The organism is Chitinophaga sp. YIM B06452, assembly GCF_039655965.1.
Taxonomy (GTDB): Bacteria; Bacteroidota; Bacteroidia; order Chitinophagales; family Chitinophagaceae; genus Chitinophaga.
In genome coordinates this window covers 2,199,918-2,223,915 of record NZ_JAWLKY010000001.1, presented here as the reverse complement: position 1 = coordinate 2,223,915, position 23,998 = coordinate 2,199,918, and the positions used below count along the sequence as shown (strand labels likewise).

Annotated in this window: 16 protein-coding genes; 7 read left to right on the top strand and 9 right to left on the bottom strand. The window is 54.5% G+C overall.

Going from position 1 to position 23,998, the window contains the following annotated elements:
* The first annotated feature begins 1 nt into the window (after position 1).
* The 3 genes from R3I13_RS08985 (at position 2) to R3I13_RS08975 (ending at position 6,157) form a co-directional block, all read left to right on the top strand.
* The gene (locus R3I13_RS08985; protein ID WP_346317592.1) at positions 2-2,038 is read left to right on the top strand and encodes a copper-translocating P-type ATPase; all 2,037 of its coding nucleotides are present in this window, start codon (positions 2-4) and stop codon (positions 2,036-2,038) included.
* Positions 2,039-2,143: 105 nt separating this feature from the next.
* Positions 2,144-3,001: an SMP-30/gluconolactonase/LRE family protein gene (locus R3I13_RS08980; protein ID WP_346317591.1), complete on the top strand. Its 858-nt coding sequence runs from the start codon at positions 2,144-2,146 to the stop codon at positions 2,999-3,001.
* 54 nt (positions 3,002-3,055) lie between these two features.
* On the top strand, positions 3,056-6,157 hold the full coding sequence (locus tag R3I13_RS08975; RefSeq protein WP_346317590.1) for a two-component regulator propeller domain-containing protein: 3,102 nt from the start codon (positions 3,056-3,058) through the stop codon (positions 6,155-6,157).
* Here R3I13_RS08975 and R3I13_RS08970 read toward each other — a convergent pair.
* From R3I13_RS08970 to R3I13_RS08955, 4 genes are read right to left on the bottom strand one after another with little or no spacing between them, the layout of a single operon-like run.
* The gene (locus R3I13_RS08970; RefSeq protein ID WP_346317589.1) at positions 6,154-7,557 is read right to left on the bottom strand and encodes an MBL fold metallo-hydrolase; all 1,404 of its coding nucleotides are present in this window, start codon (positions 7,555-7,557) and stop codon (positions 6,154-6,156) included. The genes R3I13_RS08975 and R3I13_RS08970 overlap by 4 nt on opposite strands.
* Positions 7,554-8,048, bottom strand: a complete 495-nt coding sequence (locus R3I13_RS08965; RefSeq protein WP_346317588.1) for a DUF4442 domain-containing protein — start codon at positions 8,046-8,048, stop codon at positions 7,554-7,556. The genes R3I13_RS08970 and R3I13_RS08965 overlap by 4 nt, the downstream gene beginning before the upstream one ends.
* 9 nt (positions 8,049-8,057) lie before the next feature.
* Positions 8,058-10,058, bottom strand: coding sequence for a polyphosphate kinase 1 (ppk1, locus tag R3I13_RS08960; protein WP_346317587.1), 2,001 nt, complete (start codon positions 10,056-10,058; stop codon positions 8,058-8,060).
* A gap of 3 nt (positions 10,059-10,061) precedes the next feature.
* Positions 10,062-11,294 carry a Pycsar system effector family protein gene (locus tag R3I13_RS08955; protein ID WP_346317586.1) on the bottom strand — a complete coding sequence of 411 codons (1,233 nt, stop codon included), beginning with the start codon at positions 11,292-11,294 and terminating at the stop codon, positions 10,062-10,064.
* 84 nt (positions 11,295-11,378) lie between these two features.
* Here R3I13_RS08955 and R3I13_RS08950 point away from each other — a divergent pair, with 84 nt between their 5' ends.
* Together R3I13_RS08950 and R3I13_RS08945 are read left to right on the top strand one after the other, a co-directional pair.
* Positions 11,379-12,233 (top strand): hypothetical protein, encoded by an 855-nt coding sequence (locus R3I13_RS08950; RefSeq protein ID WP_346317585.1) that lies wholly within the window; start codon positions 11,379-11,381, stop codon positions 12,231-12,233.
* Positions 12,230-15,862 (top strand): BamA/TamA family outer membrane protein, encoded by a 3,633-nt coding sequence (locus R3I13_RS08945; RefSeq protein WP_346317584.1) that lies wholly within the window; start codon positions 12,230-12,232, stop codon positions 15,860-15,862. The genes R3I13_RS08950 and R3I13_RS08945 overlap by 4 nt, the downstream gene beginning before the upstream one ends.
* Here R3I13_RS08945 and R3I13_RS08940 read toward each other — a convergent pair.
* The 4 genes from R3I13_RS08940 to R3I13_RS08925 form a co-directional block, all read right to left on the bottom strand.
* Positions 15,859-18,216, bottom strand: coding sequence for a hypothetical protein (locus R3I13_RS08940; protein ID WP_346317583.1), 2,358 nt, complete (start codon positions 18,214-18,216; stop codon positions 15,859-15,861). The two genes, R3I13_RS08945 and R3I13_RS08940, sit on opposite strands and share 4 nt — an antisense overlap.
* A gap of 80 nt (positions 18,217-18,296) precedes the next feature.
* Complete coding sequence (locus tag R3I13_RS08935) at positions 18,297-18,941, bottom strand: DUF3267 domain-containing protein (RefSeq protein WP_346317582.1); 645 nt, start codon at positions 18,939-18,941, stop codon at positions 18,297-18,299.
* Positions 18,941-20,167 carry a diaminopimelate decarboxylase gene (gene lysA, locus R3I13_RS08930; protein ID WP_346317581.1) on the bottom strand — a complete coding sequence of 409 codons (1,227 nt, stop codon included), beginning with the start codon at positions 20,165-20,167 and terminating at the stop codon, positions 18,941-18,943. The genes R3I13_RS08935 and lysA overlap by 1 nt, the downstream gene beginning before the upstream one ends.
* 39 nt (positions 20,168-20,206) lie before the next feature.
* Positions 20,207-20,593, bottom strand: a complete 387-nt coding sequence (locus R3I13_RS08925; RefSeq protein ID WP_346317580.1) for an RNA-binding S4 domain-containing protein — start codon at positions 20,591-20,593, stop codon at positions 20,207-20,209.
* 114 nt (positions 20,594-20,707) lie between these two features.
* Here R3I13_RS08925 and R3I13_RS08920 point away from each other — a divergent pair, with 114 nt between their 5' ends.
* Together R3I13_RS08920 and R3I13_RS08915 are read left to right on the top strand one after the other, a co-directional pair.
* Positions 20,708-21,109 carry a DoxX family protein gene (locus tag R3I13_RS08920; protein WP_346317579.1) on the top strand — a complete coding sequence of 134 codons (402 nt, stop codon included), beginning with the start codon at positions 20,708-20,710 and terminating at the stop codon, positions 21,107-21,109.
* 42 nt (positions 21,110-21,151) lie between these two features.
* Positions 21,152-22,564: a cation:proton antiporter gene (locus R3I13_RS08915; RefSeq protein ID WP_346317578.1), complete on the top strand. Its 1,413-nt coding sequence runs from the start codon at positions 21,152-21,154 to the stop codon at positions 22,562-22,564.
* A 202-nt stretch (positions 22,565-22,766) separates the two neighbouring features.
* On the opposite strand, the gene R3I13_RS08910 is transcribed toward R3I13_RS08915, so the two are convergent.
* Complete coding sequence (locus R3I13_RS08910) at positions 22,767-23,996, bottom strand: lytic transglycosylase domain-containing protein (protein ID WP_346317577.1); 1,230 nt, start codon at positions 23,994-23,996, stop codon at positions 22,767-22,769.
* Positions 23,997-23,998: the final 2 nt, after the last annotated feature.

Sequence of the window (23,998 nt, the reverse complement as noted above, 5' to 3'; positions counted from 1 at the left end):
AATGGATCATTCTCACAGCCATCATCATCACACGGAACCACCCGCCGCTCATCAGCACGCCGGTCATGCACCAACGGACCATACCAACGGCCATGCCGCACAAGGCCACGCCGGGCATGATCATCATGCCATGATCTCGGATTTTAAGAAGCGGTTCTACATAACGCTCGTGCTTACCATACCCGTATTGCTGCTCAGCCCCATGATACAGCATTGGATGGGTGCAGACTGGAGCTTCCCCGGGTCCGTATGGCTGCTGTTTGCATTATCATCCATCATTTTCGTGTATGGCGGCTGGCCTTTCCTGAAAGGGCTCGCGGAGGAACTGAAGGCCCGCAATCCCGGTATGATGACGCTCATAGGGTTCGCCATTTCAGTAGCGTACATCTACAGCGCAGCTACCGTATTCGGTTTGGAAGGCATGGACTTTTTCTGGGAACTGGCCACGCTGATACTCATCATGCTGCTCGGCCACTGGATCGAGATGACCTCCGTGGCCGGCGCTTCCCGGGAGCTGGAGCTGCTCGTAAAGCTGATGCCTTCCACGGCGCACCTTGTGCATGGCGATCATATCATGGACGTAGAAACAGGTTCCCTGAAAAAAGATGATATTATTCTTGTGAAGCCCGGCGAAAAGATCGCCGCAGACGGGCTGGTGAACGAAGGAGAGAGCGCCGTGAACGAATCCATGCTCACCGGCGAATCGCGGCCCGTGGAGAAACACAGCGGCGACAGGGTGATCGCCGGTTCCATCAATGGCAATGGCGCATTGCAGGTGCAGGTAACGCACAATAGTGCGGAGTCCTACCTTTCACAGGTGATACAGCTCGTGAACGACGCACAGCGGTCCAAATCGCGCACGCAGCTGCTGGCAGACAAAGCCGCGCGCTGGCTTACGCTCATTGCTATCGTAGCGGGGCTGGCCACATTTGCCGCCTGGTATTTCTCCGGCAGCACGCTGGCTTTCGCCATCGAGCGGATGGTGACGGTGATCGTGATCTGCTGCCCGCACGCGCTGGGCCTGGCTATCCCGCTGGTAGTGGCCAAATCTACGGCGCTGGCGGCAAGACATGGCCTGCTGATCAAGAACCGCACAGCTTTTGAGAACGCCCGCAAGATCAGCACCCTGGTATTCGACAAAACCGGCACACTGACAGTAGGAGAATTCGCCGTGGTGCGGTATGGCGCTTTGGATAAAAATTTTAAGGACGAAGATATCATCCGCCTCGCATATGCGCTGGAGCAAAGCTCCGAACACCCCATCGCCACCGGCATTGTGCAGAAAGCGAAAGAAATGGGATTGACGGCGGAAAAGGCGGAGAATGTAACGGCCATCACCGGCAAGGGCATTACCGCCACCGTAAACGGGCAGGCCATTTCCGTGGTAAGCCCCAATGCGCTGCCGTCGCAGCCGGTGGACATCCGGGCCGGGGAAACGCTGGTGTACGTTCAGCAGAACGATGCGGCGATAGGCTACATTGCCCTCTCCGACCAGGTCCGCCCCGAATCCGCCGACGCCGTGCGCACCCTGCGCGGGCAGCACATCAAAACCGTGCTGCTCACCGGCGACAACAAGGTAGTGGCGGAAAGCGTGAGCAAAACCCTGGGCATGGACCAGTATTTCGCGGAAGTGCTTCCCCACCAGAAACTTGCAAAAATAGAGGAGCTGCAGAAAGCCGGGGAATACGTAGCCATGACCGGCGACGGCGTGAACGATGCGCCGGCCTTGGCAAAGGCGGACGTGGGCATAGCCGTAGGCTCCGGCAGCGACGTGGCAGCGGAAACGGCGGATATTGTGCTGGTGAACAGCAATCCCAAAGATGTGGTGAACCTGGTATTGTTCGGCAAGGCTACTTACCGCAAAATGATACAGAACCTTGCCTGGGCCACCGGTTACAACATCGTTGCCCTGCCGCTGGCAGCGGGCATTCTGAGCGGCATGGGCATATTATTGAGCCCGGCCGCAGGGGCGGTGCTGATGAGCGTAAGCACCGTTGTGGTGGCCATCAATGCGGGTATGTTAAAGATCAGGAACTAGCTCCCCTCTTCCTCAAACAACATTAGAAAGCCGGTTCTGCAAAACCGGCTTTTCTTATTAATCCCGGCGGGATTTATTAAATTTAAAACCTAATCTTAACCAGTTATGAAACTTAAAGCTGCTATCCTTTGTCTTTCATGCGCAGCCCTTCCACTGCTGCGCGTTTCAGCCCAAACGGCCACCCTGGAAAAAAAATGGGACTCAGACACCACGCTCCGCGTGCCCGAATCCGTTTATTTCGACGCTAAGAGCAATGTATTGTTCATTGCCAATATCGACGGCGCCCCCTGGGCCAATGATGGCAAAGGCTTCATTTCCAAAATGAGCCCCGACGGCAAGATCAGCAACCTCCACTGGGTAGAGGGCCTGAATTCACCCAAAGGCATGGGCATACGTGGCAACCGCCTGTATGTAGCGGATATGAGCGAAGTGGTGGAAATAGACATCGCGAAAGGCGCCGTTGTTACCAAACACGCCATTCCTGACGCCGTTAACCTGAACGATCTCACTATAGATCCCAAAGGCGTGGTGTATGTAACAGATTCCAAAAAGAAAAAAGTGCATACCCTCATCAACGGCAAATCCGCCGTGCTGCTGGATAGCGCTGCCAATGGCGTGAAAGGCCCCAACGGCGTGCTCTGGCGCCCTGATGGCCTGCTGTTGCTGGATGCAGGCGCCGTTTACCGCGCAGGTAAAGACGGCAAGCTGACCAAGCTGGCAGACGTTGCCCGCGGCACAGACGGCATCGAGCATGTGCAGGGCGACGAATACATCGTTTCCTGCTGGCAGGGCGAAGTGTTTTACGTGAACATCAAAACAGGCGCCGCCAGCAAGATGCTGGACACACAGGCAAACAAACTGCAGACGGCAGACATCGGGTACGACGCGAAAAAGAAGATCGTGTATGTGCCCACCTTCTTCGGCAACAATGTTTCCGCTTACCAGTTGACCGTAACCAAGTAACTTCATGCCTTTCGGGCGGGCACATCCGCCCGCCCGGAAGTTTCTTATACCTGAATGAGAGCTATACATCTGCTGGCAGCAATACTACTGGGATTAAGCGCCTACGCGCAGCAGCCCGGGCATGCCTATACCTTCTCCCATCTCAATATGGAAGACGGTTTGGCCGGCAACCACGTTTCTGCTATCCTCCAGGATAAAAAAGGGTTCATCTGGATCGCCGGCACTGCCATGCAGCGCTTCGACGGCGAAAATTTCCTCACCGTTTCCAACTTCGACCGGCTGCCCGGTTCCATTTATTACGAAGACATCGCTTTGCTTGAAGACCACCATGGCCGCATCTGGATGGGCACGCCGGACAATGTGCGTGTATACGACCCCGTTACCGCTAAAGTCACCCTGGTGCCAATAGAGCCCGGCGTTATGAGCCCCGGCGACTTCCGCTGCCACGCCTTCCTGGAAGATCATAACGGCGTGCTCTGGCTTACCACCGGCGCGGGCCTGCTGCAGCTGGACAGCGGGCATCGCCGTTTCCGGAGGGCTCCCGGCATACCGGACAGCCTTCGCGGCAAAATGCGGAGCGCCATCCTGGAAGACGCTTCCGGCCGGCTGTGGGTGAGCGGCATCACCGAGATGTTCATGATCACGAAAGACCGGAAGGAAGTATATACCCGGCACAACAATCCCCTGAAGCTGGAAGTGCTCAACATCCCCGCCAGCGCTAAAAAAATATTCGAAGACCACCACCAGCGGCTGTGGATCGCGTCGCGGGGTAGCAACGAGCTGTACCGCTGGCACCCGGACACCAACCGCCTGCACACTACCGTATTTCCTTACAAAAAAGGTGAGAACGACCAGGTGTATGATATCATAGAAGACATCCACGACGAAATATGGATCGCCATGGAACATAGCGGGCTGCACCGCTACAATGAAAAAGAAGGTTTCAACCTCCATCTGCCCGGCAATAACAACGACGCGCTCGGCCTTCATTACGATTACGAAACCAACTGCCTGCTCATCGACCGCGACGGTCACCTCTGGGTAGGCACAGACCGTGGCGTGAATGTCATGAGCCTGCACAACCAGTCCTTCACCCGGCTCGATTACCGCAACAGCGCTCTTCCCAAATCCGAGGTAACCGGCATTCACTCCGCGCGCAACGGCGATGTGTTCATCGGCTACTGGGGCCAGGGTTTCGCCTGGCTGGGCCCCGACCTGCGGGTGAAGGCGCATTACACCCACCGGCCCGATGGCACAGGTATCCCTGAAGAACGTTCGCAGGTATGGAGCTTTGCAGAACGCACCAACGGCAACATCCTGGTCGGGCAGGAAAACGGGTACATCTCAGAATTTGACCCGGAAACCAAACGCTTTTCACATTACCATCCCCCCGGCTTCCGCGACCAGACTGTGTTGTGTATGTTCCCGGAAAACGATTCCATCACCTGGGTAGGCATGTACAAGCACGGCATTGCACGCTGGAATATGCGTTCGGGCGAAGTGACCAATTACCCGCAGATACCGGAATTCGTGCACCGCAACACTTCTGTAACAGGCATTATACCCTACAACGATAATTACCTCTGGCTCGCCACCAGCAGCGGCGGCGTGGTCAGGTTCAACAAGCTTTCCGGGAAGGCAGACCAGCAGGTCATGTTCCGCCGCGGAACGGATACCGTGCGGAATGTTACTTCCCTGCTGCCTTATTCAGACAGCGTGCTGCTGGCCGGTACAGACCATGGCATCTTTTTCTACAACCACCGCGGCAACACCTGGGAAGCCCAAACCATCAACGACCAGCTGTTCGACGAATGGATACTAAGCATGCAGCCAGCCGGCAAAGGCGACGCCTGGTTTACCACACCCTTCGGCTTCTACCGGCTCAACGGCGAAACGCGCACGCTCTCCTCTTTTGTGCAGAACGATGATATTATCGACAACCAGCGCAAAGTGCGCCGCAACATCGCGATACTGCAGGACGGGCGGCTGCTGGTAGGCGCATCGGACCATGCCGTGGCTTTTTCAGCTTTCCGGCTGGAAGTGAAACCGCCGCCGCCGGACGTTACCATCGTCGATTTCAGGGTGCTCAACCACCCTCTGATAGCCGATTCCGCGATGAACCCGGATACGCCGCTGAAACTGCATCATAACCAGAACTACATCGGCATCGAATTCAAGTCCCTGCAATACCATGCCGAAAAAACGCGCTATTATTACAAGCTGGAAGGGATGGACAAAGACTGGATACACGCGGAGAACCTGCTGGTGGCGCGTTACACCAACCTGCCGCCGGGCAGTTACATTTTCAGGGTGAAAAGCATGAACATGGCGGGCATGTTTTCCCGTAACGTTACTTCGCTGTACATCCACGTGCAACCTGCATTCTGGCAAACCTGGTGGTTCCGGCTGCTGCTCGGCCTGCTGATCCTTTCGCTGGTGTACGGTTACTTCCGGGTGAGGCTGTACCTGGTGAGGAAAGAAGCCAAGAGCCGCGCGGCTTTCCGGGAAGAGCTGGCGCAGCTTGAAATGAAAGCGCTGCGGGCGCAGATGAACCCGCATTTCATCTTTAACGCGCTTAATTCCATCCAGACCTTCATGATGAAAAATGAAACGGAGCAGGCCCTGGCTTACCTCAGCCGCTTCGCAAGGCTCATCCGCAACGTGCTGGACCATTCGCAGCTCAACAGCATTTCCATCGCCCGTGAAACGGATATGCTGGAAAATTACCTGGAACTGGAACGCCTCCGGCTGTCTGAACGCTTCGACTACCGCATTATGGTAGACCCCAAGCTGGACAAAGACTTCCTGGAAATCCCCGCGATGGTGATACAACCTTTCGTGGAAAACGCCATCTGGCACGGGTTACAGCACAAAAACGAAAGAGGCTTGCTGACGATAGAATTTATCCGCCGCGGCGATAAGATACTTTGCATCATAGAAGACAACGGCATTGGCCGCGACGCCGCCACCACGCTCAAGCAGCAAAGCCACCCCACGCATATTTCGCGGGGTGTGCAGATAACAAAAGACCGGCTGCAGATCTACAACAGCCGGTTTAAAATGGATGCTTCCTTTGATATCGAGGACCTGAAGGATGCGGAGGGGAATGCCAGCGGAACGAGGGTGAACCTGTGGTTCCCGTTGCTGGAAGATTAGCCGAGCCCCACTTCAGAATGCCGTTCCGGGATCTCCACATCTGAAAATCCTTTCTTCACCAGCCAGTCTTTAAAAACAGTCTGTACTTCATATTCACCGTGAACGAGGAATAATTTCTTCACCTCCTGCGGGTTCTGGCAGGCCAGCCACTGGCTCATATCTTCGTAGTCGCCGTGAGCGCTCATGGAACGGATCACGCCCACTTCAGCCTTCACTTCATGGCGCTCGCCGTAAATGGATACTTCCTTGGCGCCGCGCATTAGCCGCCCGCCGAGGGATTGCGGCTCGCAGTAACCGACTATGAGAATGGTATTCCGCTGCTGGTCAATGTTATTGGCGATGTGGTGCTTCACCCTGCCCGCTTCCGCCATGCCTGATGCGGAGATGATCACGCAGGGCTCTTTGCGGAAGTTCAGCATCTTGGATTCGTCCACCGTCCTGATGTACCTCATGCCGGGAAAGCTGAACGGATCGTCGTCCACTTCGAGTATCTTCTGCACTTTTTTATTGAAACATTCGGGATGCGCGCGGGTCACTTCGGTGGCTTCCAGCGACAGCGGGCTGTCTACAAAAAGGTCCACATGCGGGAGCTTGCCCGCCAGTTGCGCGCGGTTGAGCGCAAAGAGCAACTCCTGCGTTCGGCCCACGCTGAATGCGGGGATGATCAGTTTTCCTTTTTTCCCGATGCAGGTGTCGTGGATGTATTTCAGCAGGATGTCGTCCGTAGGGCCGATCTCTTCGTGCAGGCTGCTGCCGTAGGTAGATTCCATGACGATGTAATCCGCCTGCGGGAATACTTCCGGCGATTTGAGGATGGGGTCGCCATAGCGCCCGATATCGCCGCTGAAAGTGATCTGCCGTGTTTTCCCGTCTTCCGTGATGCGAAGGTGCACGCAGGCGCTGCCAATGATGTGGCCCGCGTCTGTAAACATCACTTCCACGTCTTTATCGATCCTGTGCCAATTGCCGTAAGGCACCGGCGTAAGCTGGTCTATGGCGCGCTTGGCGTCTTCTATCCGGTACAGCGGCTCGATGTAGGGTTTGCCTTCGCGGGCGTTCTTTTTGTTCACGAACTTGATATCGTCTTCCTGTATCTCGGCAGAGTCCAGCAGCAATATTTCCGTAAGGTCGCGGGATGCGGGCGTACAGTATATTTTCCCGCGGTAGCCGAGCTTGGAAAGGCGTGGCACCAGGCCGGAGTGATCTATGTGCGCATGGGAAAGGATCATCAGGTCCACTTCATTCGGATCGAACCCGAAATCGAGGTTCAGCGGCACCGTGTCTTTGCCCATACCCTGGTACATACCGCAATCCAGTAAAATCTTCTTTCCGTTCTTCAGGGTGATGAGGTGCTTGGAACCCGTCACCGTACGCGCTGCGCCGTGAAATGTTATCTTCATGTTGTGATCTTTTTAAAGCTCCAGGTGATCATAAAACGGGCGATCTCGGCGCCGTCTGCCGCTTTGCCGGCCACGGAAATGGTCAGCGCGCAGGATTCACCGGTCTGCACTGTTTGATGGATCGCGTTCAGGATATCGTTGCCTGCATCGCAGGTGAAATAAGTTTTGCTTTTGGCTTTTTTGAGAAAGATGCCTTCCATGCCCGTTACCAGCATAGATACTTTGGCAGGCGCGGCGTCTATATGCGCCATGGCCAGCACGCCGCTGCTCATCTCCGCCGCCATGGCCAGGCAGGCGAAGTAGGTGGAGCGGAACGGGTTCTGGGAAAGCCAGCGGTAAGGCACTACGGTGGTGCAGCTTCCGGCAGACATCCTATGCACACGTACACCGGCCAGCCAGGCGCTGGGCAGTTTGTAAAGCAGGAACAGGGAAAACTTGAACCGGTTGTTTACCAGTGATACAAACCTCTCGGTGGAAGCAGGTGTAGCCATATGCAGACATTAACGTTGATGTACATACGCGTAAATACCTTTCTGCGCATTGACGGCCGTCTCCCCTTCTTTCCTTTCGATGGGGATGTTCCGTATTTGCGCATCCAATATTACGGCATTTGTGTTATCCGCGAGCTGAATATCGATAATATCCTTTACCTGTTGCCGGTAAACCGGGTCGTATATGGGGAAACAGACCTCTATGCGCCGGTGCAGGTTCCTGTTCATCCAGTCTGCCGAGCCCATGTACACTTCTTCTTCGCCATTGTTGTGGAAAATGAATATCCGCGCATGTTCCAGGTAACGGTCCACGATCCGGCGCAGCCTGATGCCCTTCCGCGGCACTATGCAGCAGATGCTCCGCACGACCAGGTCTATTTCCACTCCTGCATCCGCGGCCGCGTACAACTCCGCGATCATCTGTTTTTCCTGCAGGTTGTTCAGCTTGATCACGATGCGTGCGGGCAGGCCTTTGCTGGCGTTCTCCGCTTCGCGGCGGATCATGGCGGTGAAGCGGTCCACCAGGTTGAACTGCGCTACCAGCAGGTCTTCGAAGTGCATGAAGTTGTAACGCGTGGGCGTAATGCCGGTTTGCATGTATACGAACAGCAGCTCCAGCTCCTGGGTAATGCCTTTATGGGCGGTGAGCAATATATGGTCCGTATAAAAACGGGCGGTGCTTTCGTTGAAGTTGCCGGTGGCCAAAAGGCCGATATGATCCCACTGGAAGCCGCGTTTGCGCTTTACCAGCGCTACTTTGGCGTGCACTTTCAGGCCTGGGATGCTGTACAATATTTTCACGCCGGCCTCTTTCATGCGTTTGGCCCAGCGGATGTTATTCGCTTCGTCGAACCGGGCTTTCAGCTCCACCATTACGGTAACCTGCTTGCCGTTCCTCGCTGCGCTGATGAGCGCATGCACGATCTGCGAGCCGGAAGCGACGCGGTACAGCGTTACGTATATCTCCTTTACATCAGGGTCCGTAGCCGCTTCGTTGAAATAACGTAGAATGTAATCGTATTTCTGGTACGGCACATGCAGCAGCACGTCCTTTTCTTTGATCGTATCCAGCAGGCTGCCTTCGCCTTCCAGCGCGGCTACCGGCGCGGCTGGCATGGGCGGGTAAGCGCAGGCCGCGTTGCCGGATTGCATGGGCAGCTCCGCAAGGTCTTTAAGGTTGTGATATCTTCCGCCCGCCGCCAATTCGATATTCGCGATGCGGAAATATCTGGCGAGGCCATCGCGCAGGTCATCGGGCATGCGCGCATCGTAGAGGAAACGCGTGGGCACACCCAGCTGCCGCTTTACGAGCATGTTTTCCACTTTTTCCAGCAGGTGCCCGCTGAATTCATCCACGTCGATCTCCGCGTCCCTGGTGAGTTTGATGCTGTAGCAACCGGTCACCTGCTGGTGCGGGAAGAGGAAACCAAGATGCTCCCGGATCACGTCGTCGAGGAAAATGATCTGTTTATCGGGCAGCCGCAGGAAGCGGGGAAGATTGGAGGAAGGGATGTTCACGATGCCATGCCGGCCGTCTCCGAGGCACACGACGAAATACAGCGCATTGTTCTCCAGGAATATCTCCACGGGTTCATCCAGCGTGATGATCACCGGTTGCAGGAAGCCCAGCACGGTATTGAAGAAATAATCCTTTACCGGCTTGCGGTGCGCCGCGTCTACCTCTTCACCGTAATAAAGATGCACGCCTTCGGCTTTCAGCGCCGGCAATAGCTGCTGGGTCAGCGTTTGCCCGAATTCCTGCAATTGTTTTTTGAGCGCTTCCTGTACAGTGGGCAGCACAGCCGTGTCTGCCTCTTCAATATCATGCAGCGCCATAAGCGCGGGCATTCTCACCCTGAAAAATTCGTCGAGGTTGGAGGAGAAGATGGACAGGAAACGTACGCGCTCGAAAAGGGGTACCTGCGGGTCCGCCGCCATGCCCAGCACGCGGTGGTTGAAGGAAAGCCAGCTCAGGTCCCGGTCGTTCAGTGGTATATCATTCTTTTGCAAAGCCTATCCTTTTACCGGGAAAAATATGGCAGCGATGATGAAGGCCAGTACAGAGGCCACAATGCCGTACATGAAAGTATTGTAAGCCAGGCGCAGCAGGCGGTATTTCCGGCCCAGGACCACGCCGAGGTTGTAAATGTCGTGGATCATATTGCTGTACAGGTATTCCCCGTTCTGCATAATGGTTTCCATGCCCTCTTCGTATTCCTGGTAGGTCATCTGGTGGAAGTTACCAAAAAAGAGAAGGTTGGCTTTTTTGCTCCGGATGTCGAGGTCGGTAAACCGGCCGCTGGTTACGTTCGGGCGCGTGGCCAGCACGGAGAACACGATGGTGGTAACGCTGGTGCCCAGGAATATGATGGCGGGGAGAATGAAGTTGGGATAGTCTTCCAGCTTGCGCAGCAGCACAGACAACAATACGGAAATGATAATAGCGTTCACGGAGATCATGATATTGGCCTTGCTGTCTGCCATCGAGCTGAGCCGGATGTGGTTGGTGGAAGTGGTCCTGAACATGGTTTCCACGCCTCTCTCCGGTTTTTTCTCCTTTTCTTTCTTTTCCTTTTCTTCTTTTTTCTCTTCTTTCTTTTCCACTTTTTCCGCCTTCCCTTTTTTCTCTTCCAAAGCTTCGGCCAGCTTCTGTTCCAGCTTGCTGCGGAGCTTTTCGAGGTTTTCTTCTTTCTGCTGCTTCAGCAGGGTGCGGCAGTAAGCGGTGTGATAGGTATGCGATTCCAGGAACTGGATGCTGGATTTTGCCCAGTCTGCCCCGGAGATCTTTTGTTCTGTTGCCAGTTCCACTTCTGTGCGCAGCAGCTTATTCCGCTTCGAAAAGTCTTTGCTGCCCAGGTGGAACAGGTCTGCATCGCAAACGATCTGTTCCAGCAGGTTGCGGGGGTGTTGCGGGATGCGGGTGGCCATGATGCAATCTTCCACGGCCTGGCCCACGCTTTCCGGCAGCTGCTGCTGGGTCACGAAAGCCTTTGCGGATGCGGCGCCGGCGGCTTCGTGTTGGGTGCGGTCGCCCAGTAAATAGCCCATATCATGAAACCAGGCTGCCAGCAGCACCACCATCTGGTCTGCCTCCGTGAGCCGGTAGTAAGCGGATATCTGTTCTGCGGCCTGAACTACCTGCAGCGTGTGTGCGAGATTGTGATATACCAGCACCGGGTCTGCATGTTGCTCGTACTGCCTGGTAACATAGGATTGTGCAGCTAAAATCACTGAACTTATTTCCATCTGATCTTGTATTTACTGAGAAAGAATTTCTATTTCCAAATTACGGCATTTTTTGCGTTAATTTTATTGTATAAAGACTGGCGTATGAAGATGTTATTGCAAGCCCTGATTGTCACCACCCTGATTTCCTGTGATGCCCTGGGGATAAAGCGTAAAAAAACGCAGACCTCTCCGGAAGGCTACAACCTTGCGCAGTATGAGCGTTTCAAGGTCCGGGAGTCGTTGCAGGAGATCTCCAGCCTCGTGTTCTACCGCGACGAAGACCATTTCATGGCCAATAACGACGAGCAGGGAAAAGTGTTCCAGGTGGGCCTTCGTACCAAAACTGCCTATCCTTCCTGGAAATTCGGCAAAGGAGGGGATTACGAAGAGCTGGTATATACCGGAAAAGACTGGCTGGTGCTCAAAAGCAACGGGGACCTCTTCCGTATCGATTATCTTTTTACCGATACCACCGAATCCACGCAATACGACTTCCCCCGGCCAGGCAAGCGGGATATGGAAGCCGCGTATTACGACATCCAGCGCAACCAGGTGATGGTGATCTGCAAAACCTGCGATGAAGACAAACGGCAGGGCCTCACCAGCGTATACGCCTTCCGCCTCGATTCCATGGCTTACCTCCCCGATACCGCCTTCAGGATCAGGAGCAGTGATATTCCCGGGCTCGCGGAATCGCCTTCCAAACACTTCCGCCCCTCCGGCGCCGCTGTACATCCTATTGAAAAACGTGTATATATCGTAGCTTCCGTCAACGAGCTGCTGGTGATTACCGACCTTCAGGGCAACGTGCAGGAAGCGCACCGCCTGCCAAGAAAACACTTTTCTCAACCGGAAGGTATTACCTTCGCCCCTAATGGCGATATGTATATCTCGAATGAAGGCGATGATGAATACACGGCAGACATTCTAAAATTTAAATACCACCCGAAAAATTGAAATACCTAGCTATCCTCCTACTCAGCTGTTTTACCACCGGCGCACTGGCGCAGAACGACAGCGTGCAGCAACGCATCATCCTCATCGGCGACGCCGGTGAAATGCAGAACGGCAAAAATGCCGTGGTAGACGCCGTACGCCGCAACATCAATCTCAACCAGGGTAAAAACACCGTGCTGTTCCTGGGCGACAACGTGTATCCACTGGGGTTACCCGATGCTCTCGCCAAAAATTATGACGAAGCCCGCTTCATCCTCGACTACCAGGTAAACCTCGTAAAAGACACGAAAGCGGAAGGTATATTCGTGCCAGGCAACCACGACTGGAGCAAGCACCGCCCCGATGGATGGCGGCAGATCCGCAACCAGCAGCGTTACATCGATTCGCTGCTGCTGCCCAATGTAAACTTCCTGCCGAAAGATGGCTGCCCCGGCCCGGTGACCGTGCCCCTCGGCGACGACGTGCTGCTCGTGATCATGGACACTGAATGGTGGCTGTACCCCGGCCTCAAGCCCGGCATAGAGTCAAGCTGCGACCAGAAAACAGAAGATGAGGTGCTGGCCGAACTCGCGGACATCGCGGCTCTCAATCCCGGCAAGCTGCTGGTGTTCGCGGCGCATCACCCTTTGCGCAGTCATGGTATTCACGGCGGATATTACACCCTCAAACAGCATATTTTCCCTTTAACGGACGCCAAACGTTACCTCTATGTACCCATGCCCGTGATCGGCTCCGTATATCCGTTGGTGCGCGGGGTGTTTGGTACCCGCGAAGACCTTCCCCACCCGCTTTATAAAAGAATGATCGCGGGCATCGAAGAGGCCATGCCGAAAGATGCCGCCGTGGTGTTTGTTTCCGGCCATGATCATAGCCTGCAGCTGATCCGCGAGCACGACAGGAATTACATCGTAAGCGGTTCAGGAGCAAAAGATAACAGGGCGAAAAAAGGAAAGAACTCCCTCTTTGCCAGCCATCTCAATGGTTACAGCACCATTACCGTGATGAAAAACGGCTCCGTGCGCGTGGACTTTTATAACGACACAGACGCACAGCCCGTATACAGCGCACCGCTGCTGAACCTGAAAGATTACCAGCGCCGCCTGGCCGCACAGGCGTCCATCGTACCGCCCAAAACGGTTACCCTGCCCGCGGATCCGCAGTATGCAGATGTAAACGGCTTTCACAGGTGGTTCCTCGGCACCAATTACCGCAACGTATGGGCTACTCCCCTCACCTTCCCCGTCATTGATCTTGACACCGCCAAAGGCGGGTTGAAAATATTGAAACGCGGCGGCGGCAAACAGACCCGCTCTCTTCGTCTTGAAGACCCCTCCGGCCAGGAATGGGTGCTGCGTTCGCTGGAAAAATGGCCCGTAAGCGCCATGCCCGAAATATTAAGGGAGACCTTCGCGAAAGAGATCGTGCAGGACCAGATATCCGCGGCCAACCCTTACGCCCCGCTGGCAGTGGCGCCACTGGCAGAGGCCGCCGGCATCCCTCATACCACGCCTACATTTGTATATCTGCCGGACGATACTTCCCTGGGCATTTACAGGAAAGATTTTGCCAACAAGCTGTATCTTTTTGAAGAGCGCGAACCGGTGACTGCCAGCAAAACCTATAACACCATGAAGCTGCTGGAAGAAATGCTGGCAGATAATGACAATAGCGTTCACCAGCCATCAGTATTGTATGCACGGCTTTTTGACACCTACATTTCAGACTGGGACCGGCACGACGATCAGTGGCGCTGGTACGCGGAAAAAGATAAAAAACGGAAGATCTTCTACCCCATCCCGAGAGACCGGGACCAGGCGTTTTTTGTCAACACCGGCGTTCTTCCCCGGATACTGAGCCAGCCTTACTTTTTACCTTTTGCACAAGGCTTCCGTAAAAAGATCCCGAATATAAACGGCTTCGCCTTTAACAACCGCTATTTCGACCATACTTTCCTGACCGGGCTCGGTGAAGAAGTATGGAAAGAAAAATCAAAAGCACTGGTAGCCGCCATGACGGACAGTGTGATCAAAGCCGCCGTGGCGCAGCTTCCGGATACCATCCGCAAACAGACGGAGGATATGATGGTGAGCACGCTGATCGCCAGGAGAGGCATCATCGAAAAAGAAGCCATGAAATATTACCGCTTCCTCGCCAAAGCCGTGGATGTGCCGGGCTCACAGAAAAATGAGCTGTTCACCGTGAACCGGCTGCCCGGGGGGCATGTGCAGGTTACCTCGCAGAAGATCAGCAAAAAAGGCGAGCTGGAGCAAACGCTCTACGACCGCACTTTTAACCCCGCCCACACCAAAGAAGTGATCGTTTACGGCCTCGGCGGTGAAGACCGGTTCGTGGTACGCGGAGATAATAAATCATCTATCCGCGTACGCCTCGTTGGCGGCCGGAACAAGGACACCTATATCGACAGCGCTGCTTCCGGCGGCGGAAAACGTGTGTTCATCTACGATCTCAAAGGGAAAGAGGACAGCTTTGCCATCACCCGCCGCGAAAAACTCAAATTGTCCGGTGACCCTGAAGTGATCCGCTACAACCGTTTTGCGTTTAAATACAACAAGCTCATGCCACTGGTGGCAGGCGGCTACAACCTGGACGACGGGCTGCTCATCGGCCTGGGCCTGCAATACACCGGGCACGGTTTCAGGAAAGATTCCTTTGCCGTGAAACATACATTCACAGGCGTGCATGCCGTGGCTACGGAAGCATTCCAGTTCAAATATGAAGGACAGTTCAATGATGTGCTCGGGGAATCGGACCTCCTCCTGTATGGCATTGCCAAAGCGCCGCATAATACCGCCAACTTCTTCGGGTATGGGAACGAAACAGTGTATGATAAAAATATAACTGATCCGCCTATACGTTATTACAGGAGCCGTTTTAACCTGTATGCCGCAGAAGCCTTGCTGCGTACCAATCTTGCGCAGAACATCAGTTTGGGTATAGGCCCTTCCATCACCGCAGTTACGCTGGAGCAGGAAGACAACGAAGGCCGCTTCCTCACCAATTACAAGGCCCACGGGCTGGATTCCGCCGCGTTGTTTAAGAATAAATATTTCGCCGGGCTGCGCGGCACATTTAATATTGATACGCGCGACAACGATATCGTAGCTACCCGCGGCCTGTTGTGGAACACCTCCGTTACCGGCAACAAAGGATTGAATGAATTCAGCAATGACTTCCTCCAGGTACGGTCTGACATGAGCATATACGCCTCCCTCGGCCTGCCGCCCAGCGTAGTGCTGGTAACCCGCATCGGCGGCGGTTACACCTGGGGCAAGCCGGAGTTTTTCCAGTCGCTGTCCCTCGGTGGAACGGCCAACCTGCGCGGTTTCAGGAACAACCGGTTTACCGGTACGGGCATGTTCTATAACAATATGGAACTTCGCGTAAAACTGTTCGACTTCGCATCGTACATCGTGCCGGGCTCAGTGGGGCTGATCGCATTCAACGACGTGGGAAGGGTTTGGCAGAAAGGGGAAAAATCCGGCCAATGGCACGACGGTTTTGGCGGAGGGCTCTACTTCTCTCCCGTGAACCTGCTGGTGATCACGGCAGTGGTAGGCCACTCCACCGAGGAGACTTTACCCTACGTAACGTTTGGGTTTAAGTTTTAAGACAGGCTTGCGATCTTCGGCAGGTTCACTGTCAAACGGATGGCCTTCAGGCCGCTGATGCCCTGCACCTCTTCCAGGTCCAGCATTTCAACGTCTGGCAGCAGCACGTCCTTGTTTTGCAGGAACTCGATGTATTTGCGGTATTCGTCCGCCTCGCGGGCGTATGAATACACGATCGCGATCTTCCCGGGCTGGGTAAGCCTTTCATTCGTATTCCGGATGCGCACCTTGTCTATCCGCTTCTTCATGATCTCGTAACGGATATTGTAAGCGCCTTCCACATCAAACCTCCTCTCATCTTTCCGGAAGCTGATGGCGATCGGGTTGCTGTGTGCCAGTATCAGCTGCGTGGTCTGCAAAGGCAGCTTCAGCTTCGGTTCCAATTCATGCGTGATCCTCGCGATCGCCGCCATAGACGAAAGCTGCCACAGGCGAAGGTTACGCAGGTACAGCATATCGAACTTGCGTTCCGGCGCAATGCTTTGCCCGATGTAGATGTTATACTCCACCCCGTCTGTCCGGTATTTTTCGAAGTAACAGGGGTATGAGCGCTGCAGTTCGTCCTTTTCTTTTTCGAGGTATTCGTTGATGGCCATGTTGATGTCGCGCAGGCTTTCTTCATATTCCCTGCGGTGGTGGTAAACGTGGCCGGAAGCTTTGTCTATTTTCTCGAAATACTGGTTCAGCAAAGGTTTCAGCTCTTCTTCGCTTTCATATAGATGCCTGAAGGTAGGGGCGATCTCATGGTCCAGGAATTCGTTGATCTTCACTTCATCTTCTGCGAACAGCGTGTCGTGCATGCTGTTGAGCATGCGGTTGTTCTTGAACTGCAATTCTTCCAGCAGCGGCAGGTGCAGGTCGCCATTGATGCGTTTGAACGTTTGCTGGATGAGCTGCAGCTGTTCCTTGAGGTCGTCGCGGATGGCGGAACCGCGCTCTACGGAAGAGTTGCGGATATCCACCGCGCCATACAGCGGGTACACATCTTCGAAAAGGATGTTGCCGATGTCTTTCTGCTGCGCTTTGGGCGTGTGCAGGTATTCCCAGGCCGCGTCGGTAAACTTCCATTCCACGGCGGGTTGCAGCGCGGTGAACTGGTCTTTGATCACTTCATTGATGCGCTCGTTCGCCAGTTCCACGCTCCTGCGCAACAGCAGCGAGCCCACGGCATAAGTGGGTTGCAGCTGGCCGAGTATCTCCCAATCCACCGCCTCGTCGCTGGTGGAAGCTATTTCAAGCATGCCGAGCAAATTGTTCTCATGCTGGATGGGAAACAGCAGGAAACTTTTCACGCCGTGCAGCGGCAGGTATTTCAGGAAAGGATACAGCTCCACCGTTTGCCGGTTCACTTCGGGCAGCACAAGCGGCTGCGGGTTGCCGGCCAGGAATTCCTGGAGCTGTTCATTGATGGCCTGCCTTTCCCCATCGTTGCGGGCGCTGGAGAAAATAATGCTCTGCGTGACGTAAGTGGTTTCCAGCACGCTCTTGTTGTTCACCTTCAGGAACGGAACAAGATGGATGTTCAGGTCGCTGCGGCCGGTGAGCGTTTTCAGGTATTCCCTGGCCTGGGTGTATGTTTTCAGCTCGTTGTCTTTCCGGATGTTGAGCACCAGGTTCTTCATGCCGTTCACCACATGGTCTCTCGTCACGTCCTGTATGGTCCAGATCACGAAGCCTTCCAGTGCAAAGTTCTTCAGCGGCACCAGCTTTTCCAGTTCTTCGATGTCCTGGAATTTGAAGTCGCCCGCGCAGATCTCCCCGCAATCCAGCTTCGGCAGCTCGCCAATGAGCTTCACGTCGGTAAAGCGCGGGTCTATATGCACTTTGATGTATTTGGAGAGGCCTGTTTCCGGGTTCACGATGTGATGGATCAACTCCTGGTCGTAGTTGATAGGCATGTTATACCAGCGTTCGAGGATCATTTTGTACAACCAGTACAATTTGTCTCTCCGCACTTTATCTACGGAAATGCCTTTGGGAACGGCCATCAGCTCCTTGCCGTCTTCCGTGAATATCTGCCGGAAGCGGTCTGAATAATAGAATATCGCGAAGCGGAATGGTACGCCGATGCCGTAGATGTCCCGGCTTTCGTCCATGGTGACGGGGAACACGGTGGCGGTCATCAGGTCCAGGTATTCCTGGTATTTGGAAATATCGGCGTCATCGCGTAATGGCTGCTGCAATTCGGGATTGCTCTCGAAGTGGCGGACGATCTCTTTATAATAACCGGCTCTTGCACCCTGGGCTTGCTCAGCCCTTTCTTTCATAAACCGCACGAAAGGCACAAACGAGATGTGACTGTCGATCAGGTAGTCGTCCTTAAATAAGCCGGGGTGTGCTGTGAGTATCTTCATATGCAATACATAAATCCTTTGTGCTTACAGTCACAGTGTGCAGGAAAACAGAATTGGTTGTGTGGGATAGTTCTGCAAAGTTACGGGTTTTCGGGTTCCAAACCGGGGCGGGCGTAAAAATAGGTCATGTCCTGGTCTGCATCGTCGAAGCTGAGGGGCTGGCGCCCGCGGAACCGGTAGAAGTAGGCGCAGAGCCCGAAATCGCCCGCGCAGCAAAGCGCATGGAACACTAAAACGCCCAGTAAAAGCGCCTTCCAGGGAGCGCTTACCATCAGGAAAGCGGCTATCAGCAGCAGGGAAATAACTAAGAACGGCGCCAGGGCGATGTAGCGGAACTGCCTGTAATTCACGGCAAAGGCATGCGCCACTGCATAGAACATCAGCTTTTTCCAGATCACGCCATACCGCACGTCCTTCGCGCCATACCAGCGGAACATCCAGCCGTGTATCAGTTCGTGCAGCGGCACCAGCAGCAGTGTGGCTGGTATGCCGGCCAGCATCCATCCGGCTATCTGCCCGCCGGTGAGCCTATCCGTTAAAAGAAAATGGGCTATGAAGGCGCCGATGCCTCCAAAGCCCAGTAATATAAAAATGAAGAAGGTGGTAGCGTATATGTTGCCGGAGCGCAGTCCCTGCTGCAAAGGAACAGCCAGTTCGCTGAAGCTGAAGCGGGCATATTCTGTATAGCCTTGCTCCCGGAGCGATTCAACCAGCTTGTCCGTCATTACATCGGGATTTCCACCTGGTTCTTCAGCAGGTCGTCTATCGTGTCCCGCTTGCGGATCAGGTGCGCTTTACCGTCTTTCACCAGCACCTCGGCGGGTTTCAGGCGGCTGTTAAAGTTGCTGGACATCTCGAAGCCATAGGCGCCCGCGTTGTAGAACACGAGGTAATCGCCTTCGCGCACCTCGTTGATCTTGCGGTCCCAGCCGAAAGTATCCGTTTCGCAGATGTTGCCCACTACGGTGTAGATCCTGTCTGTGCCTTTCGGGTTGGAAATATTCTTGATCAGGTGGAAAGAATCATAGAACATGGGGCGGATCAGGTGGTTGAAGCCCGAGTTTACGCCTACAAACACCGTGGCAGTTGTTTGTTTGATCACATTGGCTTTCACCACGAAATAACCGCACTGGCTCACCAGGAATTTTCCCGGTTCAAACCACAGCTGTAAAGGCCTTGCGTATTGTTTGGCGAATTTGTTGAAAGCATCGGTGAGTTTCTTCCCCAGCAGGTCGATGTCGGTTTCCGGATCGCCTTGCTGGTAGGCTACTTTGAAGCCGCTGCCCAGGTCAATGAATTCCAGGTCGGGGAAGTGCTCGGTCATTTCGAACATGATCTCCACGCCGCGCAGGAACACGTCCACATCCTTGATCTCGGAGCCGGTGTGCATGTGCAGGCCGGTCACTTTCAGCTTGGTGGATTTCACGATGCGCTCGATGTGGCGCAGCTGGTGGATGGAAATGCCGAACTTGCTGTCCACATGCCCGGTGGATATTTTAAAGTTCCCCCCGGCCATAATGTGCGGGTTCAGGCGGATGCAGATGGGATAGCTGCCGCCGAACTGGTTGCCGAACTGTTCCAGGATGGAAATGTTGTCGATATTGATATTCACGCCCAGCTCCTTCGCCGCAATGATCTCCTGCAGGTCCACGCAGTTGGGAGTGAAGATGATGTTCTTCGGGTCGAAGCCTGCCCTGAGGCCCAGCTGTACTTCCTGGATAGAAACCGTATCCAGCCCGCAACCCAGGGAATTGATGTAGCGGAGCACGTTGATATTGGTAAGGGCTTTACAGGCGTAAAAAAAGCGGGCGTCCGCCTTGCTGAAGGCAGTCTTTAACTTCTCATACTGTGTCTGGATCTTTTCCGCATGGTAAATGTATACCGGGGTGCCGAATTCCTGTGCAGTTTTCACCAGGAACTCAGCGCTGAGAACATCGCTTTGTTTAGCCATTGTATCTAGTAAATTGAATGTGCGAAAATAATAAGAATATTAATCTTCCTGCATAAAATCGTCCAGGTCGCGGCGTTCCTTCTTGGTAGGCCGCCCGATCTTGCTCTGGCGCTTGCCGGTATCGAAGCTGGATGCGATGCGCTGGTTGAACAGCTTGTCTTCTTCAGGCGTAATATCCAGGTAGTATTTAATGGCTTCCGAATATTGCACGCGGTTGGCCAGCAGCCCCGTTACTTCTATCTTCCAGCGTTTGGCTTCGGTACGCACGTCGAACTGGTCGCCAATGGCCACTGGCCTGGCGGCTTTCACAGCTGCCCCGCGAAGTTTCACTTTCCCGCTGTCGCAGGCGGCTGCGGCCTGGGTGCGGGTCTTGAATATCCTGATGGCCCAGAGGTATTTGTCCAGGCGTAATTTTTCCGCGCTCATGGGCGCAAAATTACGCAAAATGTCGTATCCGACCCTTAATATGTCATGATCACAACCCCTGCAAACAAAGCGCATCGGCTACTTTTGTTGCAGACTATAAAACCACACACTGCTATGAAAAAGATCAAAATCTTCTACTGGATCGTAACCGGCCTCATGGCCGCCTTGCTGGGCCTCGGCGCTTTTTTCGACGCCATTTCCGCTCCCGAAGCTGTTGAATCCATCACCAAGCTGGGTTATCCCAAATACATCATTCCTTTCCTCGGCGTGGCCAAGCTGCTGGGCATCATTGCCATTCTCATCCCCGGCTACCCGCGTGTAAAGGAGTGGGCTTATGCCGGCCTTATATTTGACCTTACCGGCGCTACCTATTCCGGGATCGCCATCGGCGAGGATTTTGTGCTGATCGCTATTATGATCATACCCTTTGCGCTGGTGATCGGTTCTTACCTGCTGTATCATAAGCTGCGCAAGCAAAAAATAACAGCGTCAGCGCTCCAGCCGGGGTTCATTTAGTAAAGCGGAGTTCGTATATTTCGGTGGATTATACCTGTAGAAATGAAAAGGAGCCACCTGCTTTACCCCCTGATCATCGGCGTTTTCGCGCTGTTCACCTGGCTGATCATCGCCCGGGGCGAGAAATTACCTGAACGCGCCGGTACGCCGCTTACCAAGGCTGTAACACAACCGGCGCCTGCCGCAAGCGGCAATGTGTTCACTGAGCTCCTTCATCACGCGCAGCATCCGCTGAGCATCCTGCTGATGCAGATCATCGTGGTGCTTTGCGCCACCCGCGTTTTCGGGTTCCTCGCGCGAAAGATCAAACAGCCTGCCGTAGTGGGCGAGATCGCAGCCGGCATCATACTGGGGCCTTCGCTGCTTGGCTGGCTGTCTCCCGCCACGATGCAGGCCATCTTCTCGGCAGGGTCGCTGCCTAACCTGCAGTTCCTCAGCCAGATCGGGCTGGCATTCTTCATGTTCATCGTAGGCATGGAGCTGGACCTCTCCAAAGTGCGCCAAAAAGCGCACGACGCGGTGATGATCAGCCATGCAAGCATTATAATACCGTTCTTCCTCGGCGTGTGCCTGGCGTATTTCACCTACCAGCAATACGCGCCGCTGCATGTAAATTTCCTGTCGTTCGCACTGTTCATGGGCATCGCCATGAGCGTGACGGCCTTCCCGGTTTTGGCGCGCATTGTGCAGGAACGCGGGCTTACAGGCACGCAGCTGGGGTCTATGGCCATCACCTGCGCGGCGGCGGATGATATTACCGCCTGGGGAATCCTGGCGGTGGTGGTAGCCATTGTGAAGTCTGCCGGGTTGCTCAGCGCGCTGGTCACGATCGGGCTGGCGCTGGTGTTCGTTCTTGCGATGCTGCTGGTGGTGCGGCCCTGGCTGCGGCACAGGATGAGCCGGCTGACCGGCACCAAAACCAAAGTGGCGCTGGGTTTCTTTGTATTGCTGATCGCGGGTTACCTTGCTGAAGTGATCGGCATTCACCTGCTGTTCGGCGCTTTCCTGGCCGGGGTGATCATGCCCGCGGAAGCCAATATCAAGCAGGTATTGCAGGACAAGCTGGAAGACGTGAGCGTGGTGATCCTGCTTCCCATATTTTTTGCTTTCACCGGCCTGCGCACGCAGATCGGTTTATTGAACGAAGGCCACCTTTGGCTGGTATTCGCCGCTATTATGCTGGTGGCGGTTGCAGGGAAATTTGCCGGTTCGGCGCTCACCGCACGGGTAGTAGGCCAGCCCTGGCCGGAAGCCTTGTCTATCGGCGCATTGATGAACACCCGCGGTTTGATGGAACTGGTGGTGCTGAACATCGGTTACGACCTCGGCATTCTCACCCCGCAGGTTTTCGCCATGCTGGTGCTGATGGCGTTGCTTACCACCTTTATGACCGGCCCCCTGCTGGATGTGATCAATTACAGCTATGCTGCGGGGAAACAGAAAGCATTGCATTGAAATTAAGTTGACGCCCCCCTTCAAAAACCGCATATCAATTTACCAATACGGAAGGCACAAGCCGGCTCACGCACATGCCTGACTTCAGACTTGCGCCAGCGCCCGTTCATCCCGGCTACAAAAAACAAAAGCCCGTTGCCGGGCTTGCCAATAAAAAAGGACCGCCTGATGTAGCGGTCCTTTTCGTTTATGTCTGAACTGACTATTTTCTGCGGGTAGTTTTTTTGCGGGTAGTGGGTTTCTTGGTCACTACTTTCTTTTTCGGGTTGGTGTTCACTTCCGGTTTTTTAATGGGCGCCGGGAAGCGGGATTTGTCAACCGTTGAAGCTTTATCGTCCAGGGTGAGCTGGAGGGATTCTTTCAGTATCTCCTCTTTTTCAGCCTGGAAGAGTTTCATTTTTTCTTTCGGGATACGCAGGTCGTAACTGTTGGCTTCGCTGGCCAGGGCTTGAGAGAAGCCGGGGTTCAGACGTTCCAGCTCGGCAGGTTCCATGGCCAGTTTTTTGGCGATGGCTTCGAGCCTGTATTTCCCGGAGATATTGAACTCCACGGTATTGAACATATCGTCTTCCGTGAGCGGCGCTGCTTTGCGGAACTCTGCGGCGGTGGTCATACGTGCTGCGGGAGCAGCGGCGTAGTTGTCGCCCACACCGAAGAAGGTGTTGAAACGGTCGAGGATGTAGCCGGTGGCGATGAATTTGTATACATGCCCGCGGGATTCAGCCGGGAGGAAATACTGGATGCCCCAGAAATCGCTCCTGCCGCTGATCTTCTGCGCGCGCTGCACACCGCCTGCGCCGCAGTTGTAAGCGGCTACCACCAGCAACCAGTCGTCGAACTGTTCGTAAAGCTCGTTCAGGTATTTGGCGGCGGCTACGGTAGATTTATAGAAATCCTTCCTTTCGTCCACTTTTTTACCAACGCTCAGTCCGAAGATGCGGGCCGTACCGCTCATGAACTGCCACATGCCTACTGCGCCAACCCGGGAGCGGGCGTTGTAGGACATCCCGGATTCTATCACCGCGAGGTATTTCATTTCCGCGGGAATGCCGTGGTCTGAGAATACTTTTTCTATCATGGTGAAATACGGGGCCGAGCGCTCAACCATCACGGCAAGGTGGCGGCTGTAGCGGGTCGCGTAGTCGTTGATATAACCTTTTACGAAGTGATTACCCAGCTGTTCGTACACCTTGGGGGTGCGGACTACAACCGGCATCGACTGGGCGGCCTGCTTCACTGACTGGGAAGCGGGGGCGCCACGCACGATGGTGTCTTTCGGCAGGTGGGCGGATTTTTTTAAGGTAACGGAGGTATCGGCGTGTGCATCCTGAACCGGAAGCACCATCTCCTTAGGGCTCTCGTTGCTGGCGGCTACCGCACTGGTACTCCCCGCTAATGCCGGCAATAAGAGTAATAAAAAGACTTTCGTCATAC